The organism is Prescottella equi (assembly GCF_020171745.1).
Lineage (GTDB): Bacteria > Actinomycetota > Actinomycetes > Mycobacteriales > Mycobacteriaceae > Prescottella > Prescottella equi_A.
The window spans coordinates 126,972-145,723 of record NZ_JAIVAH010000022.1 but is presented as its reverse complement, the minus strand read 5'-3'; the positions used below and the strand labels follow the sequence as shown (position 1 = coordinate 145,723).

Below are 18,752 nucleotides of genomic sequence, written 5' to 3'. Positions count from 1 at the left end.
ATGACTGACACCACCACCCAGAACGCCAACCTCGCCGCACTCTCCGCGGCGGGTGTGTCCGTGTGGCTCGACGACCTGTCCCGCACGCGGCTCGAGACCGGCAACCTCGCGGAACTGATCGCGACCCGCAGCGTCGTCGGCGTCACCACGAACCCGACGATCTTCCAGGGCGCCCTCACCAAGGGCGAGGCGTACGACGCCCAGCTGCGCGAGCTCGCCGAGCAGGGCGCCGGCGTCGACGAGACGGTCCGCGCGCTCACCACCGACGACGTGCGCAACGCGTGCGAGGTCCTGGCCCCGCAGGCCGCGGCATCGAACGGCGTCGACGGCCGCGTCTCGATCGAGGTCGATCCGCGCCTGGCCCACGAGACCGATGCGACGGTCGCGCAGGCGATCGAGCTGTGGAAGCTCGTCGACCGCGACAACCTGCTCATCAAGATCCCGGCCACCAAGGCGGGCCTGCCCGCGATCACCCGTGTGATCGCGGAGGGCATCAGCGTCAACGTCACGCTGATCTTCTCGGTCGAGCGCTACGAGGCCGTCATCGACGCGTACCTCGCGGGCCTCGAGGCCGCGAAGGCCGCCGGACACGACCTGTCGAAGATCCATTCGGTGGCGTCGTTCTTCGTATCGCGCGTGGACACCGAGATCGACGCGCAGCTCGAGAAGATCGGTTCGGACGAGGCCCTCGCGCTGCGCGGCAAGGCCGGCCTGGCCAATGCCCGTCTCGCGTACTCGTCGTACCAGCAGGTCTTCGAGGGCGGCGAGCGCTGGGCGGCTCTCGCGTCCGCCGGCGCCCGCGTCCAGCGTCCGCTGTGGGCGTCGACGGGTGTGAAGAACCCTGACTACTCCGACACGCTGTACGTGACGGAGCTGGTCGCGCCGAACACCGTCAACACCATGCCGGAGAAGACGATGGAGGCGGTCGCCGATCACGGCGTCGTCACCGGGGACACCATCTCGGGCACCGGCGAGGCGTCGCAGGCCGTCTTCGACGCGCTCGCGGCCGCCGGCATCGACATCCCCGCCGTGTTCGACAAGCTCGAGACCGAAGGCGTCGACAAGTTCGAGGTCTCCTGGAACGAGCTCCTCGACGCGATCACGGAGCAGCTCACCGCTGCTCGAGAGAGCTGATCCGTGAGCGGACCCGCGGCGGACGGTTGGACCAACCCACTACGGGACAGCAGGGACCGGCGGCTGCCTCGCATCGCCGGCCCCTGTGGCCTGGTGATCTTCGGTGTCACCGGGGATTTGGCGCGCAAGAAGCTGATGCCCGCGGTGTACGACCTCGCCAACAGAGGCCTCCTGCCGCCCGGGTTCGCTCTCGTCGGGTTCGCCCGGCGTGACTGGGCGGACCAGGACTTCGCACAGGTCGTGCACGACGCCGTCCGCGAGCACGCCCGCACCCCGTTCAGCGAGGATGTGTGGGAGCAGCTCGCGAAGGGCATCCGCTTCGTGCAGGGCAGCTTCGACGACGCCGAGGCCTTCACCAACCTGTCGAACACCCTCGACGCGCTGGACCGCGAACGCGGCACGCGCGGCAATCACGCGTTCTACCTGTCGATTCCGCCTGCGCAGTTCCCCACGGTGTGTGAGCAGCTGTCGAAATCGGGGCTGGCCAAGTCCGCGGACGGGCAGTGGCGCCGTGTGGTGATCGAGAAGCCCTTCGGCCACGATCTCGAGAGTGCCCGCGAACTCAACGCGGTGGTGAACAACGTGTTCCCCGAGGACACGGTGTTCCGCATCGACCACTACCTTGGCAAGGAGACGGTCCAGAACATCCTGGCGCTGCGGTTCGCGAACCAGTTGTTCGACCCGATCTGGAACGCCCACTACGTCGACCACGTGCAGATCACGATGGCCGAGGACATCGGTCTCGGCGGCCGGGCCGGCTACTACGACGGCATCGGCGCGGCCCGGGACGTCATCCAGAACCACCTGCTCCAGCTGCTCGCGTTCACCGCGATGGAGGAGCCGATCAGCTTCGAGCCGGCCGAGCTGCAGGCCGAGAAGATCAAGGTGCTGTCCGCGACCCGCCTCGCGGAACCGCTCGACGAGACCACCGCCCGCGGCCAGTACGCGGGCGGCTGGCAGGGCGGCCGCAAGGTCGTCGGCCTGCTCGAAGAGGACGGGTTCGCGCAGGACTCCACGACCGAGACCTACGCGGCGATCACGCTCGAGGTGGACACCCGGCGCTGGGCCGGCGTGCCGTTCTACCTGCGGACCGGAAAGCGTCTGGGCCGCAGGGTCACCGAGATCGCGGTCGTGTTCAAGCGGGCCCCGCATCTGCCGTTCGACGCGACGATGACCGAGGACCTCGGCCAGAACGCACTCGTGATCCGGGTCCAGCCCGACGAGGGCGTCACCATGCGCTTCGGCTCCAAGGTGCCGGGGTCGAGCATGGAGGTCCGCGACGTCAACATGGACTTCAGCTACGGGCAGGCGTTCACCGAGTCCTCCCCGGAGGCCTACGAGCGGCTGATCCTCGACGTCCTGCTCGGCGAACCGTCGCTGTTCCCGGTCAACGCCGAGGTCGAGCTGTCGTGGAAGATCCTCGATCCGGTCCTCGAGCATTGGGCGGCGGGCGGCAAGCCCGAGCCCTACGAGGCTGGAACCTGGGGTCCGCCCTCGGCGCAGGAGATGATGCGCCGCACCGGTCGTGAATGGAGAAGGCCGTGATCATCGAGCTGCCCGGAACCACCACCGGCGCGATCAACAAGAAGCTCGTCGAGCTTCGGGAGTCCGGTGGCGCGGTCACGTTGGGCCGGGTCCTGACGCTGGTCGTGTGCACACGCGACAGCAAGAACTCCGAGGACGTCATCGACGCCGCGAACGAGGCGAGCCGCGAGCATCCGTGTCGCGTCATCGTCGTCGCGCGCGGATCCCGTTCGGAGGAGACACATCTCGATGCGGAGATCCGGGTCGGCGGCGACGCCGGCGCGTCCGAGGTCGTGATCCTGCGGGTGTTCGGCGAACTCGCCGACCACGAGGCGAGCGTCGTGGTGCCGTTCCTGCTGCCCGACACCCCCGTGGTGGCGTGGTGGCCGGAGGACGCGCCCACCGTGCCCGCACTGGACCCGGTGGGGCGGTTGGCGATTCGCCGGATCACCGACGCCACCGGCGCCGACGATCCGACCGCGACCATCAAGAGCCGCCTCGGCTCGTACACGGCCGGCGACACCGACCTGGCGTGGAGCCGGGTGACGTACTGGCGTGCGCTACTGACGTCGGCGCTCGATCAGCCGCCGCACGAGCAGATCGTGTCCGCGACGGTGTCGGGGCTGGCGACCGAGCCGGCGCTCGACGTCCTGGCGGGCTGGCTCGCGGGCCGTATCGACGGCCCGGTGCGTCGGCAGACCGGGCCGCTGTTCGTGGAGCTGCAGCTCACGAACGACGACCGCATCTCGATCAGCCGCCCGCAGATCGAGACCACCGCGACGCTGAGCCGCGTCGGGCAGCCGGACGCGCTGGTCGCCCTGGCGCGACGCGAGACCCGCGACTGCCTGGCGGAGGAACTGCGTCGTCTCGATCCCGACGAGATCTACGAGGCCGCCCTGACCGGACTGTCGAAGGTGGAATATGTCTGACGTGAACGAGATTCACCGCTTCGCCGACACCGACGCCCTGGTGCGTGCGGCGGCCGAACGCTTCGTCGACGCGGTCGTCGCGGCCCAGCAGTCTCGTGGTTCGGCCGCCGTCGTGCTCACCGGCGGCGGCACCGGCATCGCACTGCTCGAGCACGTGCGCGCCAACCCGGGTGCGATCGACTGGTCGGCGCTGGACGTGTTCTTCGGCGACGAGCGTTTCCTGCCCACCGGCGATCCGGAACGCAACGAGGTGCAGGCGCACGCGGCGCTGCTCGACCACGTGCCGGTCGATCCGGCGCGTGTGCACGTCATGGCGGCGTCTGACGGCGCGTACGGCAGCGACCCGGTCACCGCAGCCGCCGCGTACGCCGAGGTTCTCGAGACGTTCGGCGCGGACCGCACCGGTCCCCTGTTCGACGTGCACCTGCTCGGCATGGGCGGCGAGGGCCACGTCAATTCGCTGTTCCCCCACACGGATGCGGTCCGCGAGGCGGAGCAGTTGGTCGTGGCCGTCACCGACTCCCCCAAGCCGCCGCCGGTGCGCGTGACGCTCACGCTGCCGGCTCTGCAGTCCGCGCGCGAGGTGTGGCTGATCGTCTCGGGCGAGGCGAAGGCCGACGCGGTCGCGGCGGCGGTCGACGGCGCCCACCCGGACGAGATCCCGGCTGCGGGTGCACGCGGCATCGAGAAGACCGTCTGGCTGCTCGAGGAGACCGCGGCGAGCGGACTCCCCCGCAACTGACGTCGCCCGTCATTCCGGCTGACCCTCGACCGGCTCGCCCGGGATACGCGGCGGCGGAAGCTCACCGGTGTCGGCCACGCTTGCACGTGGCCGACACCCGGCCGCCAGCAACGCCTGGCTGCGCGGACCACGCGGACGGCTGGATCCGAGCTTTTGATACGTCGTTCTGCGCGGGTACCGATCCATCGGTTGTCCCCCTCACTGTCGGCCCCCGGTTCACTTCCTTTCGATCAGTAGGACGTGGACGCACAGCGATCGGTTCCCTCACTCGCACAGCAGGTACCGGCAGTAGTCTGCGGTCATGGATCGTGATGAGTACCTGTCGACGCTCGCCGCCGTGCTCGACCGTTTCACCGACGACGCCGCCGCCAAGCTCTCGGCAATTATCGATGCGCTTCCCCCGGAGGCGACCGAACTCTGCATCGACGTGTTTCCCGACCAGGACGGTGAGGGCACGTTCGACGTCTGGGTGCGTCTCGAAGGACCCGACTATTTCGCGCTGAACAAGCCGATCGACGCCCACCGCCATCTGTTCGGCATCGTGTACACAGAGGACGGCGTCGACCCCGAGGTACCGCTCATGTCCCGCAACGCCCCCTTCGTCGTCGAGGATGCCGTCGTCGACGCAGCCGCGACCTGGCTGACGGAACTGTGGGCCAGGGTCGGCGCGCCGCGCTCACCACTACCGTGGCTGGTCGACGGCGAGGACGGCTGCGGGACCGTCACTCCGCTGGTGTTCGAACCGATTCAACGCTGACGGCCACCGCCTCGGCTCATCCACTCAGGGCGTCGGACACGGCAGTGCCGGCCTCGGCACCCGCCATCGGCAGGGTGTAGTGGGATACGCCCGGCACCGTCACGATGCGCGCGTCGGGCAGGCTCTTTCGGGCGCCCGCCTCCACCCGCCGGATGTCGTGGACGCGACTGTGTTCGGCGAGCACCACCGTCGTCGGGCAGTGCAGGCGCTCGAGGTCACGCGGTCGCGGGCGCTTGGGCACGACGGGCCGCGTCGCCGGAAAGTGTTCGGCGCCGTACGCGACGAGGTCGAGCCAGTCCCGATCCACGTCCGAACCTGCTGTCTCCCATCCGATCAGAGAGCGCTGACGGACGCCGGTGGGACGCAGGAGCAGTGGCAGCGCCCGGAGCAGGTAACTCGTGCGAAATCCGGCGAAGCACGAGTTGGGGTCGAGCAGCACCAACCGGTCGACGCGATCGGCGTGCCGACACCCGAAAGCGAGCGCCACCATTGCCCCGTAGGAATGCCCGACGAGCGCAACGGATCCGACGCCGAGAGCATCGAGTACCTCGGTCAGCCACCCCATGAGGTCGTCGACTGATCGCATCCGGTCGCCGACGACACTGAGGCCCGGTTCCCCCGGCATGTCGACGGCGAGCACGCGGCGGCTCGTGGCCAGCGCCCGGGCGACCGCGAACCACGACGTGGAGGTCGCGCCGCCACCGGCCAGCAGCACCACGGGCCGGCCCCCCTCGGGTCCGCACACGTTGACGTGCGTAAGCCCGTAGCGCGTCGGCACATCGACACCGACCACAGGCACTTCCCATTTCCCGAGTACCCGGTCGTAGCGGTCGAGGAACTCGCTGCCCGCCGCCGTGGCGGCGAATCCGGTGTCGTCGTTTCCCATCTCATCCCCCTCCGAATCGATTATCTCGATGATCGAGAGACTAGGCTGTCGAGAGAAGTGTGTCGAGGAGCGGAGACGATATGCCCCAGAGCCAGGACGGCGACGCGATCGAGTACGTGCACCGCATCAGGGCGCTGACGGTCGAGCTGAACCTTCTCGCCGCAGAGTTCGCGGCGCGCAACGACCTGCACACCACCGATCTACGTGCACTCATCGAACTGCTGGATGCGGCGCGGGCAGGGATTCCGTCGACCCCAGGTTGGCTGGGCGGACAGCTGGGCATCAGTTCCGCGTCGACGACGGCACTGATCGACCGACTCGCGGTGGCGGGATTGCTCGAGCGTCAGCGCGACACGACCGATCGCCGTCGGGTGCTGGTGACCGTGACGCCACGCGCCGAGGATCTCGGATGGTCGTTCTTCGGCCCACTGATCGCACGGGTGGTGTCCACGGTCGAGACATTCTCCCCGGACGAGCAGCAGACGATCTCGACCTTCCTCGACCGGATGCAAGAGGCCGCCACCGACGCGCGCGACGCACTCACGCCGGACAGGTGAGGAGGTCCCGCTGCGATGACCGGAAACCTCAGGTCAACGGAGCGTGGACTCCTGGAGTTGCTCGAGCCGAGCTTCCTCGACGTCGAGCATCCGCTGGGCCGCCAGCAAGGTCCGAGAGCTGTACGCACCGTGCGAACGTGCGTCGAGCAGCGCTTCACGCTCCGCCGCGAGGGATTTCAGTCGGAGCCGAAGGTACTGCTCGCGCCGCTCGTCGTTGTCGGGATCCAGTTGGGCTCGGGCACGGGCCGCGCGGCGCCCGACCAGACCGTCGGCACGGACACGGGCCAGCACGTCGGTATCGTCCTCGTCCGCGAGCGCCTCCTCGGCGGCCGAGACCATCTCGTCGAGCAGGTCGTCGTACTGGCTGCGGAGGCGATCGGCATCGTCGCCGGGAATCTGCAGCCTCCTGATCACCATCGGTAGCGTCGATCCCTGCAGCAGCAGCGTCGTCACGGCGACAACGAATGCGATCAGGATCAGCTCGGCGCGGTAGGGCGTGTCCTCGGGCAACGTCTGCGCCGCCGCCAGCGTGATCGCACCGCGCATGCCCGACCACGCCAGGACGACCCCGCCACGCCAGCCCAGTCTCTCGCTGAGCAGGAAGTCGGCGTCCGCACTGGCACGGTTGACTCGGCGCTCGATGTGGAATCTGCGCCGGGTGCTGATCACTTCGTCGTCCAGACGATCCAGTCCCGCCTGCCAGCGCTCGAGACGCGGGATACGCGCTGCCGCCCGGCGCTCGTCCCGCTTGAGTACCGCGACGAGTGGAATGACGAAGATCATCCGGGCCGCGATCACGAAGGCGGCGGCGAACAGGCCGAACAGCACGGCCTCGCCGACGGACAGTCCCGAGTCCTGAACCTCGTCGATCAGGTGCTCGAGGCTCAACCCCATGATCAGGAAGATGGCGGACTCGAGGAGGAACGCGACTGTGTGCCAGTTCATCTCCTCCCCGATCCGATGCTGCGCCTTCAGGTAGCGAGGCGCGAGATGTCCTGTCACGAGGCCGCACACGACGACCGCGAGCACGCCGGACGCCTCGAGTTCCTCGACGGGAACGAACGCCACGAACGGCACGATGAACGACAACGCCGTGTTGAGAACCGTGTCGTTCACCCAGCCGCGGACGCGCACGCCGATGATGCCCACCAGCGCACCGATCACGGTGGCGACGATCACCGAGTAGACGAAGTCGCCGGCCACATGCCACAGCGAGACCGCGCCCGCCATCGCGGCCACCGCCGATCGCAGCAGTACGAGAGCCGAGGCATCGTTGACGAGGCCCTCTCCCTCGAGCACTGTCAGCAGCCGCGAGGGAAGACCGAGCCTGCGTCCGACGGACGTGGCCGCGACGGCGTCCGTGGGGCTCACGACCGCTCCGAGAGCGAAGGCGGTTGCCCAGCCGATATCCGGTATCAGCAGGTGGAAAAGGACTCCCGTGCCCGCGGTGGTAACGACCACCAACAGGACCGCGAGGCCGCTGATCGCCTTGAAGTTTCGTCGGAAGTCCTGCGCCGGCATCGACACAGCGGCCGAGTACAGCAGCGGGGGCAACACGACCGCGAGGATCAACTCGGGTTCGACATCGACGTCCGGAACGCCGGGCAGAAAGCTCAGCACGATCCCCACGACTACGAGTACGAGAGGGGCAGCCAGCCCGAGACGTTTCGACAGCGCGGCGACTGCCACGATACTTGCGACACCGAGGACGGCGATCAATGTCAGATCCACGAATCCGATTGTCCTCGCGTCTCGATCCCTACCGGCACCGCCCTACGACGATCACCCGCTGTTGCGCAGCGCCGTCGCGAGTCCGTTCATGGTGAGCTGGATGCCGCGTCGGACGTTGTCGGAGTCGTCGCCGCTGCGGTAGCGGCGCAGCAGTTCCACCTGCAGGTGGTTGAGCGGCTCGAGGTACGGGAACCGATTGTGCACCGACCGATCGAGGGACGGGTTGTCCCACAACAGGTTCTCGTGACCGGTGATGGCCCGGTACATGGCGACGGTCCGGGCATGCTCGGCGGCAATCTTGCCGAACACCTCGTCCCGGAGTGCGACGTCGGGCACCAGTTCGGAATACCGTGCGGCCAGGCCCATGTCGGACTTCGACATCACCTGCGCCATGTTCGAGAGCACCGTCCGGAAGAACGGCCACCGCTCGTACAGGTCGGTCAGCGTCGCCAGCCGGTCGGTGTCGTCGCCGACCCACTTCTCGAATGCCGTACCGGTGCCGTACCAGCCGGGCAGCATGACGCGTGACTGGCTCCACGACAGCACCCACGGGATCGCCCGCAGATCCGAGATCGACTGCGTCGGCTTGCGCGACGCCGGGCGGCTGCCGATGTTGAGCGCCCCGATCTCCGCGACGGGCGTCGACGCCTCGAAGTACTCGACGAATCCCGGGGTATCGTGCACGAGGTCCGCGTACGCCACCCGTGCGAGTTCCGCCAGCTCGTCCAGGATCGCGTAGGCCGGCGCGGCGTCGTCGCCGAGACCCTCGACGTCGAGCAGGGTCGATTCGAGGGTCGCCGAGACCAGCGCCTCGAGGTTGCGCCGCGCCAGCCTGGGTTCGGCGTACTTCGCGGCGATGATTTCGCCCTGCTCGGTGATCCGCAGCGAACCTTCGACGGCGCCCGGCGGCTGTGCGAGGATCGCGTCGTAGCTGGGCCCGCCGCCGCGACCGACGGTGCCGCCGCGACCGTGGAAGAGCCGCAGCCTGATTCCCGTCTCCCGCACCACCCGGACGAGGTCCAGTTCGGCCCGGTACAGCGCCCAGTTCGCGGCGAGGTAGCCACCGTCCTTGTTGGAGTCGGAGTAGCCGAGCATCACTTCCTGGCTGTCACCCCGATTGGCGACCAGGGCCCGATACAACGGGACATCGAGGGTGGCGGTGAGGGTTTCGGCGCCGTGCCGAAGGTCCTCGATCGTCTCGAACAGCGGCACGATCCCGACCGGGCACCGCGGACCGTCCTCGCCGTCGGGATCGAACAGCCCGACCTCGGCGAGCAGGATCGCCGCCTCGAGCATGTCGCTGACCGACTCGCACATGCTGATGATGTAGTTCGGGATCGCCTCGGGCCCGATCCGGTCGACGGCGTCGGCCGCGGCCCGCAGGATGCCGAGTTCCTTCGTGGTGAGTTCGCTGAACTCGGCGTGCGGCCCGGCGAGGGGCCGGCGCGTCGCCAGCTCGCGCGTCAGGAGCGCCACCCGCTCGTCCTCCGGCAACGAGGCATAGTCCGGATGCACCCCGGACCAGGCCAGCAACTCCGCCACCACGGTCTCGTGAACCTCGGAGTTCTGCCGCATGTCGAGTCCGCACAGATGGAAGCCGAAGACCTCCACCGAGTTCCGCAGCTGCGCGAGCCGGTCGTCGGCCACCGTCCCGTCGCCGTGTGAGCGCAACGACGCGTCGATGATCTCGAGGTCGGCGAGCAGCTCGGCCGGGTCCCGGTAGTCCGGCAGGTCGCCGGCGACCGCATGGACGGCGGGGTGCCCGAGAATCCGCGCCGCCGTGGCGGTCAGCCGGGCCCGCAGACCGCGGACGGCCCGGCGGTACGGCTCGTCCGCCCGGAAGGCCGACTCGTCGCCGGACTCGTTCGCCAGCCGATCCAGATCCGGTGTGACGGTGACCAACCGCGCCGACATCGACAGCTCGCGCTCGAGCACCTCCAACTCGGCGAGATGGTGTTCGAGCGCCGTCTCCGACGCCCGGTGCGTGGCCCGCGCGACCACGTCGGCGGTCACGAACGGATTGCCGTCGCGGTCGCCGCCGATCCACGATCCCGGCCGGAGCATCGGCTCGGCGAGCACCCCCGACCCGGGCCAGCGGGTCTGCAACGCGTCGCGCAGTTCGGCATTGATCCGCGGGACCACCTCGAACAGGGAGGCGTCGTAGTAACGCAGACCCACCTCGATCTCGTCCTGGATCCGCAAGCGCGACAGCCGGATCAACGCGGTCTGCCACAGGGTGAGGATCTGCCGCCGCAACTGCGCGTCGACGACGTCCACTTCGGCGGGATCGACGGAAACCCACTCACGCATCCGCATCAGTTCCATGATCCGGTTCTGGGTCTCGAAGATCGTCCGCCGACGGGTCTCGGTGGGGTGCGCGGTGATGACCGGCGCGACGAGCGCCCCCGTGAGCGCGGCGGCCGCGATCGCCGGATCCACCGGTGCCGCATCGAGTTTCGCGTAGGTGGCCGCAAGGCTGCTGTCCTGCGGCGGTTCGCCGGCGCGGATGTGGATCGCGCGCCGCCGCTCGCGGTGGATGTCCTCCGCGACGTTCGCGAGCAGCGCGAAGTGACTGAACGCGCGAATGACGGGGATCGCGTCAGCGGTGTCGACGGTCGTGAACAACTCCGCCAGGTCGGCGCGGTCGATCTCCGACCGGCGCACCCGGAACGACTCGACCCGGGCCCGCTCGACCAGGTCGAAGACGTCGTCCCCGGATTGTTCGCGGACGATGTCGCCGAGGATCCCCCCGAGCAATCGGATGTCGTCGCGCAGCGGTTCGGTGGCCGCACGCGACGCGGTGGGGACGGAGGGGGCTGCCGACGAATCCGAGGTCCCGGTCATCACCCGATTATCGGCCGACGACCGGTCCCCCGCACGGCAACGCCGCGACGGGCGTCAGCCCTTCCAGATCACCTTCGACGGGGTCAACCGGACGATGACCCGCGGGGTGTCGGGAGTGTCGTTCTCCCACCGCTCGGCGCCGGTGTACTTCTGCGCCAGCTTGTGGATGAGGGAACCACCGGGATCGTCGGCGATCGTGGTGGTGCCGCGGATCTCGACGTAGCTGTACGGCCCGCTCGCCGGGTAGATGAGCACCGTCGCCCGGGGATCGCGCAGCAGATTGTCCGTCTTGCGGCGTCCCCGGACGGTGGAGATGAGGACGTCGTCGCCGTCCCGCTCGAGCCAGACGACCGACAGCTGCGGCTGTCCGCCCGGTTCGACGGTCGCGAGCGTCGCGAACTCCGGCGCATCGATCAGTGCCGCCGCGGCATCGGGAATGGTGGCGGAACTGTGGTACCCGGCCATCGTCAGCTGAACTTGATCTCGAGCCCGATGCCCAGGATCGCGATCAGCCAGATCGCCGCAGTGAAGACCGTTATGCGGTCGAGGTTCTTCTCGACGACGCTCGATCCGGCCAGGCTCGACTGGACGCCGCCACCGAAGAGGCTGGACAGACCGCCGCCCTTGGCGCGGTGCAGCAGGATCAGCAGGATCAGCAGCAAGCTGGTGATGACCAGCAGGATGTCCAGAAACAGTGCCATCTCGGTATTCGCTGCCCTTCACGCACGACGGATTCGGCCACTAGCGCGCCCAGCTTACCTGGTACCCGGCGAATCGAACGTGAACCGACCCCCATGTGGCGTAAGCGCTGTTCCTGACGAAAGGGACGCATCGAACGTTTGGTTCTTCTTACCTTCTGTAACCGTTATCACGATTGCAGGACCTCCACGCGTGACAATGCATCGGAAAGGTACTCCAATGTCGTCGAACACTCGCTCCACTGCACGTCTGGTCACCGCTCTCGCAACAACACTCGCCGTCGCCGGCGGCGTCACACTCGCCACCGCAACCTCGGAGCAGAATCAGGGCCTGATTCGCTGGAATGCGACCGACTAGCGATCGCTCTCAGCGAATCCGGCCCCGCGCGCCCGATCAGGTGCGCGGGGCCTTTTCGTCGCCCTGACGCACTGACCTCCCCGACAGTGGTGGCCGACACAGTCCTCCCGCCCAGTGAGAGACCCCACTTCTGTGGCACAACGTGCCGCACTACCTTCCGAGCTGTCAGCACACCTGCGAGGAAGGCCTCACCATGACGCACCGCTCCACAGCTCTGCGCCGTACCACCCGAGCCACCGTGGCAATCGCCGTGTCCGGCTCGTTCCTGTTCGCCGGAACCGCCGCGGCCAACGCCGCCGGCTCGGTCGACCTGCCGTCCTTCGGAACGCTCGGAGCGTTCGGGTCCTCGGCCCCGGAGAGCGTCGAGACGCCTCGGCTCGCGACCGTCGACAACTTCCGCGACGTCGCCGGCCCCGGCTACAAGACCCCGTTCGGCCACATGCGCACCGGCGTGTTCTACCGCGCCAATGCGCTCACCCCGAACGACGCCGATCTGGCGACGCTCGAATCGCTGAAGCTGACCGCCGTCTACGACGTCCGCACCGACGAAGAGGTGGCACAGAAGGCGGACCGCCTGCCCGCGGGCGCCGACTACGTGCGCATCCCGATCCTGTCGGGCGACCTGGCGGCAGGTGTCGACCAGATTCGGACCCCCGACGACTCCCGGAGCTTCATGCGCGAGATGAACCGCACGTTCGTCTCCGACCCCGAAGCACGCGCGGGATTCGCGAAGTTGCTGACGGATCTCGCGAACACCGACGGCCGTCAGGTTTTCCACTGCACGGCCGGCAAGGACCGCACCGGCTGGGCTTCGATGCTGCTGCAGAGCCTCGCCGGGGTGTCGAGCGACGACATCATGAGCAGCTACCTGCTCACCAACGAGTACACGGCCGCCTCGATGGAGCGCACCTACGAGGGCATCAAGGCCGGCCAGGGCCAGGCCAAAGCGGACGTCTACCGACCCCTCCTCGGCGTCGACGCCAGCTACCTGCAGGCCGGTCTCGACGAACTCGCCGCGAAGTACGGAACGGTGGAGAACTACCTGCGTGCCGGCCTCGACCTGTCGCCGGTGACGCTCGCCAAGCTGCGCATCAAGCTGTTCGGCTGAACCGACCGGTGAACCGCGCTGGGCGCGAGCAGGATTCGCCCGCGCCCGGCGCCACCCTCCACCACTGAGTGAGACGCATCACATCAACTACTCGAGCGCGCGCTACCTTCCCGACGGAACACACACCATCGCGGAAGGAATCACTGTGACAAACCCTGTGCACCACAAGCGTTTCCCGCGCGTCCGCGCGACGACGACATTCGCCCTGACGGGCGTCCTGCTCTTCGCGGGGCCGGCCGTCGCGGACGCCACTTCGCTCGCCAGCTTCGGCTCGTCCGAATCCGCATCCACCGCACCCGAGCGAATCGAGGCGCCCCGACTGAGTTCGGTGAACAACTTCCGCGACATCGCCGGAACCGGGACCGGCTATACGGGATTCGGCGGATTGACGGTGAACCCTGGCGTGTTCTACCGGGCCAATGCGCTCACCCCGAACCCTGCCGACCTCGCGACCCTGACGGCGCTGGGACTGACCGCGGTCTACGACCTGCGCACCGACCAGGAGATCGCCGCGAAGCCCGACGTCCTCCCGGACGGTGTCCGGTACAGGCAGATCCAGGTCATGTCGGCCGATCCCAGCGGCGACATCGCCGGCCTCACCAGCCCCGAGGAGGCCCGCGCGTACGTGCAGGACGGCTACCGCGACACCGTCACCGACGAGACCTCGCGCCGTGGCTACGCCCAACTGCTGACCGAGCTCGCGAAAACCGCCGGGCCGCAGGTATTCCACTGCACCGCCGGCAAGGACCGCACCGGATGGGCCACCGCCCTGCTGCTCGGGATCGCCGGGGTGCCGCGGGAGACGATCCTGGCGGACTATCTGCTCTCGAACGAGTATTCGGCCGACACGATCCGGGCGACCCTCGAGCAGATCACCCTCTACAAGGGCGCGGAGGCCGCGGAGATCTACCGACAGCTCATCGGGGTCGACGCCAGCTATCTCGAGGCGTCGTTCGACGAACTCGAACGCATCTACGGTTCGTTCGATCGGTACCTCGTCGACGGGCTCGGACTGTCGTTCGACACCATCACGAAGCTCCGCCTCAAGCTCCTCGCCTGAGCCTGCACGACGAAGAACTCGGGCCACGTGGCCCATTCGGTCACGTGGCCCGCGCTCGCACGGCCGTCTCCGCAACGACGTCCTCGAGCAGAGCGTGAAACGCCGCCGCCGCGTGACTCGGCGCCAGGTTCGCGCGCCGGGCGAGGCTGACGGTGCGCGTCAGCCGAGGTGATTGCAGGTGCGTGATGCGCAGCCCCGGATAGTGGAGCGCGGCCATCGAGGGCGCGATACTCACCCCTATCCCGCGAGCCACGAACCGGAGGACCGCGTCGAGTTCGGCGCCCTGCACCACCATGCTCGACCGCAGCCCGGCCGCCGCGAACGCCTCGTCGAGGGCCGTTCGGAGGTCGTAGGTCTCGTGGCAGGCCACGAACTCCTGCGCCGCGAGTTCCTCGAGCGTGATCGTTCCACCGTCGGTCGGGGGCGGCAGAGCGGCCGAGGACACGATCACCAACTCCTCCTGCAGGAGCGGCGCGAGGACCAGGCCTGGGTGGTCCCGGGCGCGTTCGGCCACCACCAGCGCCAGGTCCAGCTCACCCTGCTCGAGTTTGCTTGTCAGAGAGCGGGATCCGGCCTCGGTGACATGCAGCTCGACGCCCGGATACGCGACGCGATATCGCGCGAGGACATCGGCGACGAGACTGATGCACAGACTGGGAGTCGCCCCGAGGCGAAGCCGGCCCTTGGCGACGCGCACGAGTTCGTCAATCTGCCGATATGCAGCCTCTCGGTCCTCGAGCATCCGCGTCGCGACCGGCAGAAGCACCTCGCCGGCCACGGACAGCGCGACGGATCCCGCCCCACGGTCGAACAGTCGCACACCGAGGTCCTTCTCGAGCGCGGCGATCTGGCGGCTCAGCGACGGCTGCGCGACGCCGACCTCGTCTGCCGCCCGGGTGAAATGCCCGACCCGCGCGACCGCAACGAAACAGGCGAGTTGATCCAACGTCACCGCAATAGCCTAGACGCATCAGGTCGATGATTCGAATGCATTGGAGTTATCAACAGGGCGGGTCTAGCGTCGGCGAGCACAGGGATACCGGAACAGTTCGGGAAGGGGCCGAGGCAGTGAATACACAGGTAGTGGTGGCGGGGGCGGGGTATGCCGGGGCGGTGGCTGCGAAGCGGCTGCTGTCGAAGAACCCGGATCTTCAGGTCACCGTGGTGAATCCGCGCTCCGACTTCGTCGAACGCATCCGTCTGCACCAACTCGCGGTAGGCAACCATGCGGCGGCGATGCCGCTGGCGGCCGCACTCCCCGATCGCGCACGGCTGATCGTCGACAGCATCACATCGATCGACCCCTCGCAGCAGGAGATACGACTCGCCGCGGGCGATGGCCTCCCCTACGACCACCTGGTCTACGCGGTCGGCAGCACCGGCGGACTCGACGAGCTCGACGGAGCTCGCGAGTACGCGTTCGCGATCGCGGAATACGAGTCGGCACTTGCACTTCGACAACGACTGGCCGCGCTGGTGGAGGACGCACCGGTCGTGGTGATCGGCGGTGGACTGACCGGCATCGAGACCGCAGCCGAGATCGCAGAGCAGCGACCGGAACTCTCCGTCACCGTCGTCTCGAGCGGGCCGATCGCGGAAGGACTCCACGACAGGGCGCGCACGCGAATCCGTCGCACACTCACGGCGCTCGCCGTCGACATCGTCGAAGGCGCCCGGGTGACGCGGATCGGCGAGCGCGGCATCGAACTCGCCGACGGCCGAACGATTCCGAGCGAATGCACCGTCACCGCGGCGGCATCGGCGGTGCCCGACCTGGCCCGTCGAAGCGGACTACCGACCGACGAAGCCGGACGACTCCTGGTGGACGACACGTTGACCTGCCCGTCCTGGCCGAACATCGTCGGAGCCGGGGACGCTGTCTCGATCGAGGGTCGGCCCCTGCGAATGAGCTGCCAGGCCGCCGTCCCGCTCGGCGCCCACGCCGCCGACACCCTGCTGCGCCGGATGAATGGCCGGACGCCCGAGAAGGTCGAGGCCCGGTTCGTCGGCCTGGCGATCAGTCTGGGACGCCGGTCGGGCGTCGTCCAGCGCACGGACTCCCACGACAATCCCCGCGGCACCGTGGTCGGGGGCCGCGTCGGAGCGCTGGTCAAGGAACGGGTCTGCTCGTACACCCTGAACTGGGGAGTGAACCCGCGGCGACCGGTGACGCTCACGTGGTCGTGAAGCCGACGAACTCCCGGCCGGATCCCAAACCGTGAAAGGACATTCACGTGGTTCTGTTCTTCGACATCCTCTTCGTCTCGGCGTGCGCCGCCATCGGCTGGTTCGGCCTCTACGCTCTGTACCGAATCCTCTGGCGAAACTGACCGGCATCCTGCAGGCCTGTCGAGACGAAAAACGCGGGGCGCGTGACCATTCCGGTCACGCGCCCCGCGCTCGTTCGGTTGCTACCCGATCACGGGAGCGGTCCGCCGGCCGCGATGGCCGACAGGGTCGCGAACTCGTCCGCCTTGAGCGAGGCTCCGCCGACGAGGCCGCCGTCGACGTCGGGCTGGGCGATGAGCTCGCCGACGTTCTTGGCGTTGACCGATCCGCCGTAGAGGACCCGCACGGCCTGCGCGATCTCGGGCGAGGCCAGCTCGGCGAGCGTGTCGCGCACCGCCTTGCAGACTTCCTGTGCGTCGGCGGCCGAGGCAACCTTGCCGGTGCCGATGGCCCACACGGGCTCGTATGCGACGACGATCTTGGCGATCTCGTCCGCCGACAGACCCGCGAGCGAACCCTTCAGCTGCGCGACGTTGTACGCCACGTGCTCGCCGGCCTCGCGGATGTTCAGACCCTCACCGATGCAGACGATCGGGGTGAGCCCGTTCGCCAGCGCCGCCTTGGTCTTCGCGAGGACCGCCTCGTCGGACTCACCGTGCAGCGTGCGCCGCTCGGAGTGACCGACCACGACGAACGTGCAGCCCAGCTTGGCCAGCATCGAGCCGCTGATCTCGCCGGTGTAGGCGCCCGACTCGTGGGCGGAGACATCCTGCGCACCGTAGGTGAGCAGGAGCTTGTCGCCCTCGACCAGCGTCTGCACGGTCCGGATGTCGGTGAACGGCGGGATCACCGTCACGTCGACCTTCTCGAAGTACTTCGCGGGCAGCGAGAACGCGATCTTCTGCACCAGAGCGATGGCCTCGAGGTGATTGAGGTTCATCTTCCAGTTGCCGGCGATCAAAGGCTTACGTGCCATGCCTCAGTCCTCCAGCGCCGCGATGCCGGGAAGCGTCTTGCCCTCGAGGTATTCGAGGGAGGCGCCACCACCGGTGGAGATGTGCGAGAAGCCGTCCTCGGGCAGACCGAGCTGACGCACGGCCGCCGCGGAATCGCCGCCGCCGACGACGCTGAACGCGCCCTTGCCGGTGGCCTCGATGATCGCCTCGGCGACACCCTTGGTGCCCGCCGCGAACTTCGCGAACTCGAACACGCCCATCGGACCGTTCCAGAACACCGTCTTGGCACCCGAGAGGATCGCCGCGAAGCGCTCCACCGACTGCGGTCCGATGTCCAGGCCCATCCAGCCGTCCGGAATCTCCATCACGGAGACCGTCTTCGACTCGGCGTCCGCCGAGAACGAGTCGGCGATCACCACGTCCTGCGGGATGTGGATGACGTCCGCGTACCGCTCGAGCAGCTCCTTGCAGGTGCCGATCATCTCTTCCTGGCACAGCGAGTTGCCGACCGAGATGCCCTGTGCCGCAAGGAAGGTGTAGTACATGCCACCACCGATGACGAGGGTGTCGACCTTGGGGGCCAACGCCTCGATCACGGCGAGCTTGTCCGACACCTTGGAACCGCCGAGCACGACCGCGTACGGGCGCTCGGAGTCCTGCGTCAGCTTCTGCAGGACCTCGACCTCGGCCGCGACCAGGTTGCCCGCGTAGTGCGGGAGCAGCTTGGCGATGTCGTAGACCGACGCCTGCTTGCGGTGCACGACACCGAAGCCGTCGGAGACGAACGCGCCCTCACCGTCGACCAGGTCGACGAGCGCCTTGGCGAGTGCCTCGCGCTCGGCATCGTCCTTGCTGGTCTCACGCGGATCGAAGCGGATGTTCTCCAGCAGCAGGACATCGCCGTCCGTCAGGCCCTCGGAACGCGCGAGCGCGTCCTGGCCGACGACGTCACCGGCGAGCTGGACGTTGCGGCCCAGCACCTCACCGAGCTTCGCGGCGACCGGCGCGAGCGACAGCGCGGCATCGAATTCGCCCTTGGGGCGACCGAGGTGCGCCATCACGATGACCTTGGCGCCCGCCTCGGCCAGCGCCGAGATGGTCGGCGCGGACGCGATGATGCGGCCCGGGTCGGTGATGGTTCCGTTGTCCAGCGGAACGTTGAGGTCGGAGCGCACCAGCACGGTACGGCCCTCGACACCCTCGTCCAGCAGGTCCTTCAGAGTCTTGACAGCCACGGCG

At 68.3% G+C, this 18,752-nt stretch carries 18 protein-coding genes; 10 read left to right on the top strand and 8 right to left on the bottom strand.

Going from position 1 to position 18,752, the window contains the following annotated elements:
- The 5 genes from tal to LCL87_RS18685 all read left to right on the top strand — a co-directional run bounded on the left by tal (window position 1) and on the right by LCL87_RS18685 (window position 5,086).
- Entirely contained in the window at window positions 1-1,134 is a 1,134-nt protein-coding gene (gene tal, locus LCL87_RS18705; RefSeq protein WP_225022396.1) for a transaldolase, read from the top strand.
- A 3-nt stretch (window positions 1,135-1,137) separates the two neighbouring features.
- On the top strand, window positions 1,138-2,679 hold the full coding sequence (gene zwf, locus LCL87_RS18700) for a glucose-6-phosphate dehydrogenase (RefSeq protein ID WP_225022395.1): 1,542 nt from the start codon (window positions 1,138-1,140) through the stop codon (window positions 2,677-2,679).
- The gene (opcA, locus tag LCL87_RS18695; protein WP_225022393.1) at window positions 2,676-3,587 is read left to right on the top strand and encodes a glucose-6-phosphate dehydrogenase assembly protein OpcA; all 912 of its coding nucleotides are present in this window, start codon (window positions 2,676-2,678) and stop codon (window positions 3,585-3,587) included. The genes zwf and opcA overlap by 4 nt, the downstream gene beginning before the upstream one ends.
- The gene (gene pgl, locus LCL87_RS18690) at window positions 3,580-4,329 is read left to right on the top strand and encodes a 6-phosphogluconolactonase (protein ID WP_225022392.1); all 750 of its coding nucleotides are present in this window, start codon (window positions 3,580-3,582) and stop codon (window positions 4,327-4,329) included. Before opcA ends, pgl begins: the two co-directional genes overlap by 8 nt.
- Window positions 4,330-4,630: 301 nt before the next feature.
- A complete protein-coding gene (locus LCL87_RS18685) occupies window positions 4,631-5,086 on the top strand; it encodes a DUF6389 family protein (protein ID WP_225022390.1) in 456 nt (151 codons plus the stop codon).
- Window positions 5,087-5,102: 16 nt separating this feature from the next.
- On the opposite strand, the gene LCL87_RS18680 is transcribed toward LCL87_RS18685, so the two are convergent.
- Window positions 5,103-5,972, bottom strand: a complete 870-nt coding sequence (locus tag LCL87_RS18680) for an alpha/beta fold hydrolase (RefSeq protein WP_225022389.1) — start codon at window positions 5,970-5,972, stop codon at window positions 5,103-5,105.
- Between the two features lie 80 nt (window positions 5,973-6,052).
- Between LCL87_RS18680 and LCL87_RS18675 the strand changes: the two genes are divergently transcribed.
- Window positions 6,053-6,529: a MarR family winged helix-turn-helix transcriptional regulator gene (locus tag LCL87_RS18675; protein ID WP_225022386.1), complete on the top strand. Its 477-nt coding sequence runs from the start codon at window positions 6,053-6,055 to the stop codon at window positions 6,527-6,529.
- Between the two features lie 33 nt (window positions 6,530-6,562).
- On the opposite strand, the gene LCL87_RS18670 is transcribed toward LCL87_RS18675, so the two are convergent.
- From LCL87_RS18670 to secG, 4 genes are read right to left on the bottom strand one after another with little or no spacing between them, the layout of a single operon-like run.
- Window positions 6,563-8,260: a cation:proton antiporter gene (locus LCL87_RS18670; RefSeq protein WP_225022385.1), complete on the bottom strand. Its 1,698-nt coding sequence runs from the start codon at window positions 8,258-8,260 to the stop codon at window positions 6,563-6,565.
- Window positions 8,261-8,311: 51 nt separating this feature from the next.
- Window positions 8,312-11,104, bottom strand: coding sequence for a phosphoenolpyruvate carboxylase (ppc, locus tag LCL87_RS18665; protein ID WP_225022384.1), 2,793 nt, complete (start codon window positions 11,102-11,104; stop codon window positions 8,312-8,314).
- 54 nt (window positions 11,105-11,158) lie between these two features.
- A complete protein-coding gene (locus LCL87_RS18660; RefSeq protein WP_225022383.1) occupies window positions 11,159-11,569 on the bottom strand; it encodes a PPOX class F420-dependent oxidoreductase in 411 nt (136 codons plus the stop codon).
- Between the two features lie 2 nt (window positions 11,570-11,571).
- Window positions 11,572-11,805 (bottom strand): preprotein translocase subunit SecG, encoded by a 234-nt coding sequence (gene secG / locus LCL87_RS18655; RefSeq protein WP_225022382.1) that lies wholly within the window; start codon window positions 11,803-11,805, stop codon window positions 11,572-11,574.
- A 217-nt stretch (window positions 11,806-12,022) separates the two neighbouring features.
- On the opposite strand from secG, the gene LCL87_RS18650 reads away from it, so the two are divergent.
- The 3 genes from LCL87_RS18650 to LCL87_RS18640 all read left to right on the top strand — a co-directional run bounded on the left by LCL87_RS18650 (window position 12,023) and on the right by LCL87_RS18640 (window position 14,328).
- Complete coding sequence (locus tag LCL87_RS18650; protein ID WP_225022381.1) at window positions 12,023-12,160, top strand: hypothetical protein; 138 nt, start codon at window positions 12,023-12,025, stop codon at window positions 12,158-12,160.
- A 193-nt stretch (window positions 12,161-12,353) separates the two neighbouring features.
- Window positions 12,354-13,268 (top strand): tyrosine-protein phosphatase, encoded by a 915-nt coding sequence (locus tag LCL87_RS18645; RefSeq protein WP_225022380.1) that lies wholly within the window; start codon window positions 12,354-12,356, stop codon window positions 13,266-13,268.
- Between the two features lie 145 nt (window positions 13,269-13,413).
- On the top strand, window positions 13,414-14,328 hold the full coding sequence (locus LCL87_RS18640) for a tyrosine-protein phosphatase (protein ID WP_225022379.1): 915 nt from the start codon (window positions 13,414-13,416) through the stop codon (window positions 14,326-14,328).
- A 40-nt stretch (window positions 14,329-14,368) separates the two neighbouring features.
- Here the strand turns inward: LCL87_RS18640 and LCL87_RS18635 are convergent, their stop codons facing one another.
- Complete coding sequence (locus tag LCL87_RS18635) at window positions 14,369-15,280, bottom strand: LysR substrate-binding domain-containing protein (protein WP_225022378.1); 912 nt, start codon at window positions 15,278-15,280, stop codon at window positions 14,369-14,371.
- A 116-nt stretch (window positions 15,281-15,396) separates the two neighbouring features.
- On the opposite strand from LCL87_RS18635, the gene LCL87_RS18630 reads away from it, so the two are divergent.
- Window positions 15,397-16,515, top strand: coding sequence for an FAD-dependent oxidoreductase (locus LCL87_RS18630; protein WP_225022377.1), 1,119 nt, complete (start codon window positions 15,397-15,399; stop codon window positions 16,513-16,515).
- A gap of 232 nt (window positions 16,516-16,747) precedes the next feature.
- Here LCL87_RS18630 and tpiA read toward each other — a convergent pair whose 3' ends face one another.
- Entirely contained in the window at window positions 16,748-17,533 is a 786-nt protein-coding gene (tpiA, locus tag LCL87_RS18625; RefSeq protein WP_225022376.1) for a triose-phosphate isomerase, read from the bottom strand.
- Between the two features lie 3 nt (window positions 17,534-17,536).
- Window positions 17,537-18,748 carry a phosphoglycerate kinase gene (locus LCL87_RS18620; protein ID WP_225022374.1) on the bottom strand — a complete coding sequence of 404 codons (1,212 nt, stop codon included), beginning with the start codon at window positions 18,746-18,748 and terminating at the stop codon, window positions 17,537-17,539.
- Window positions 18,749-18,752 lie beyond the last annotated feature (4 nt).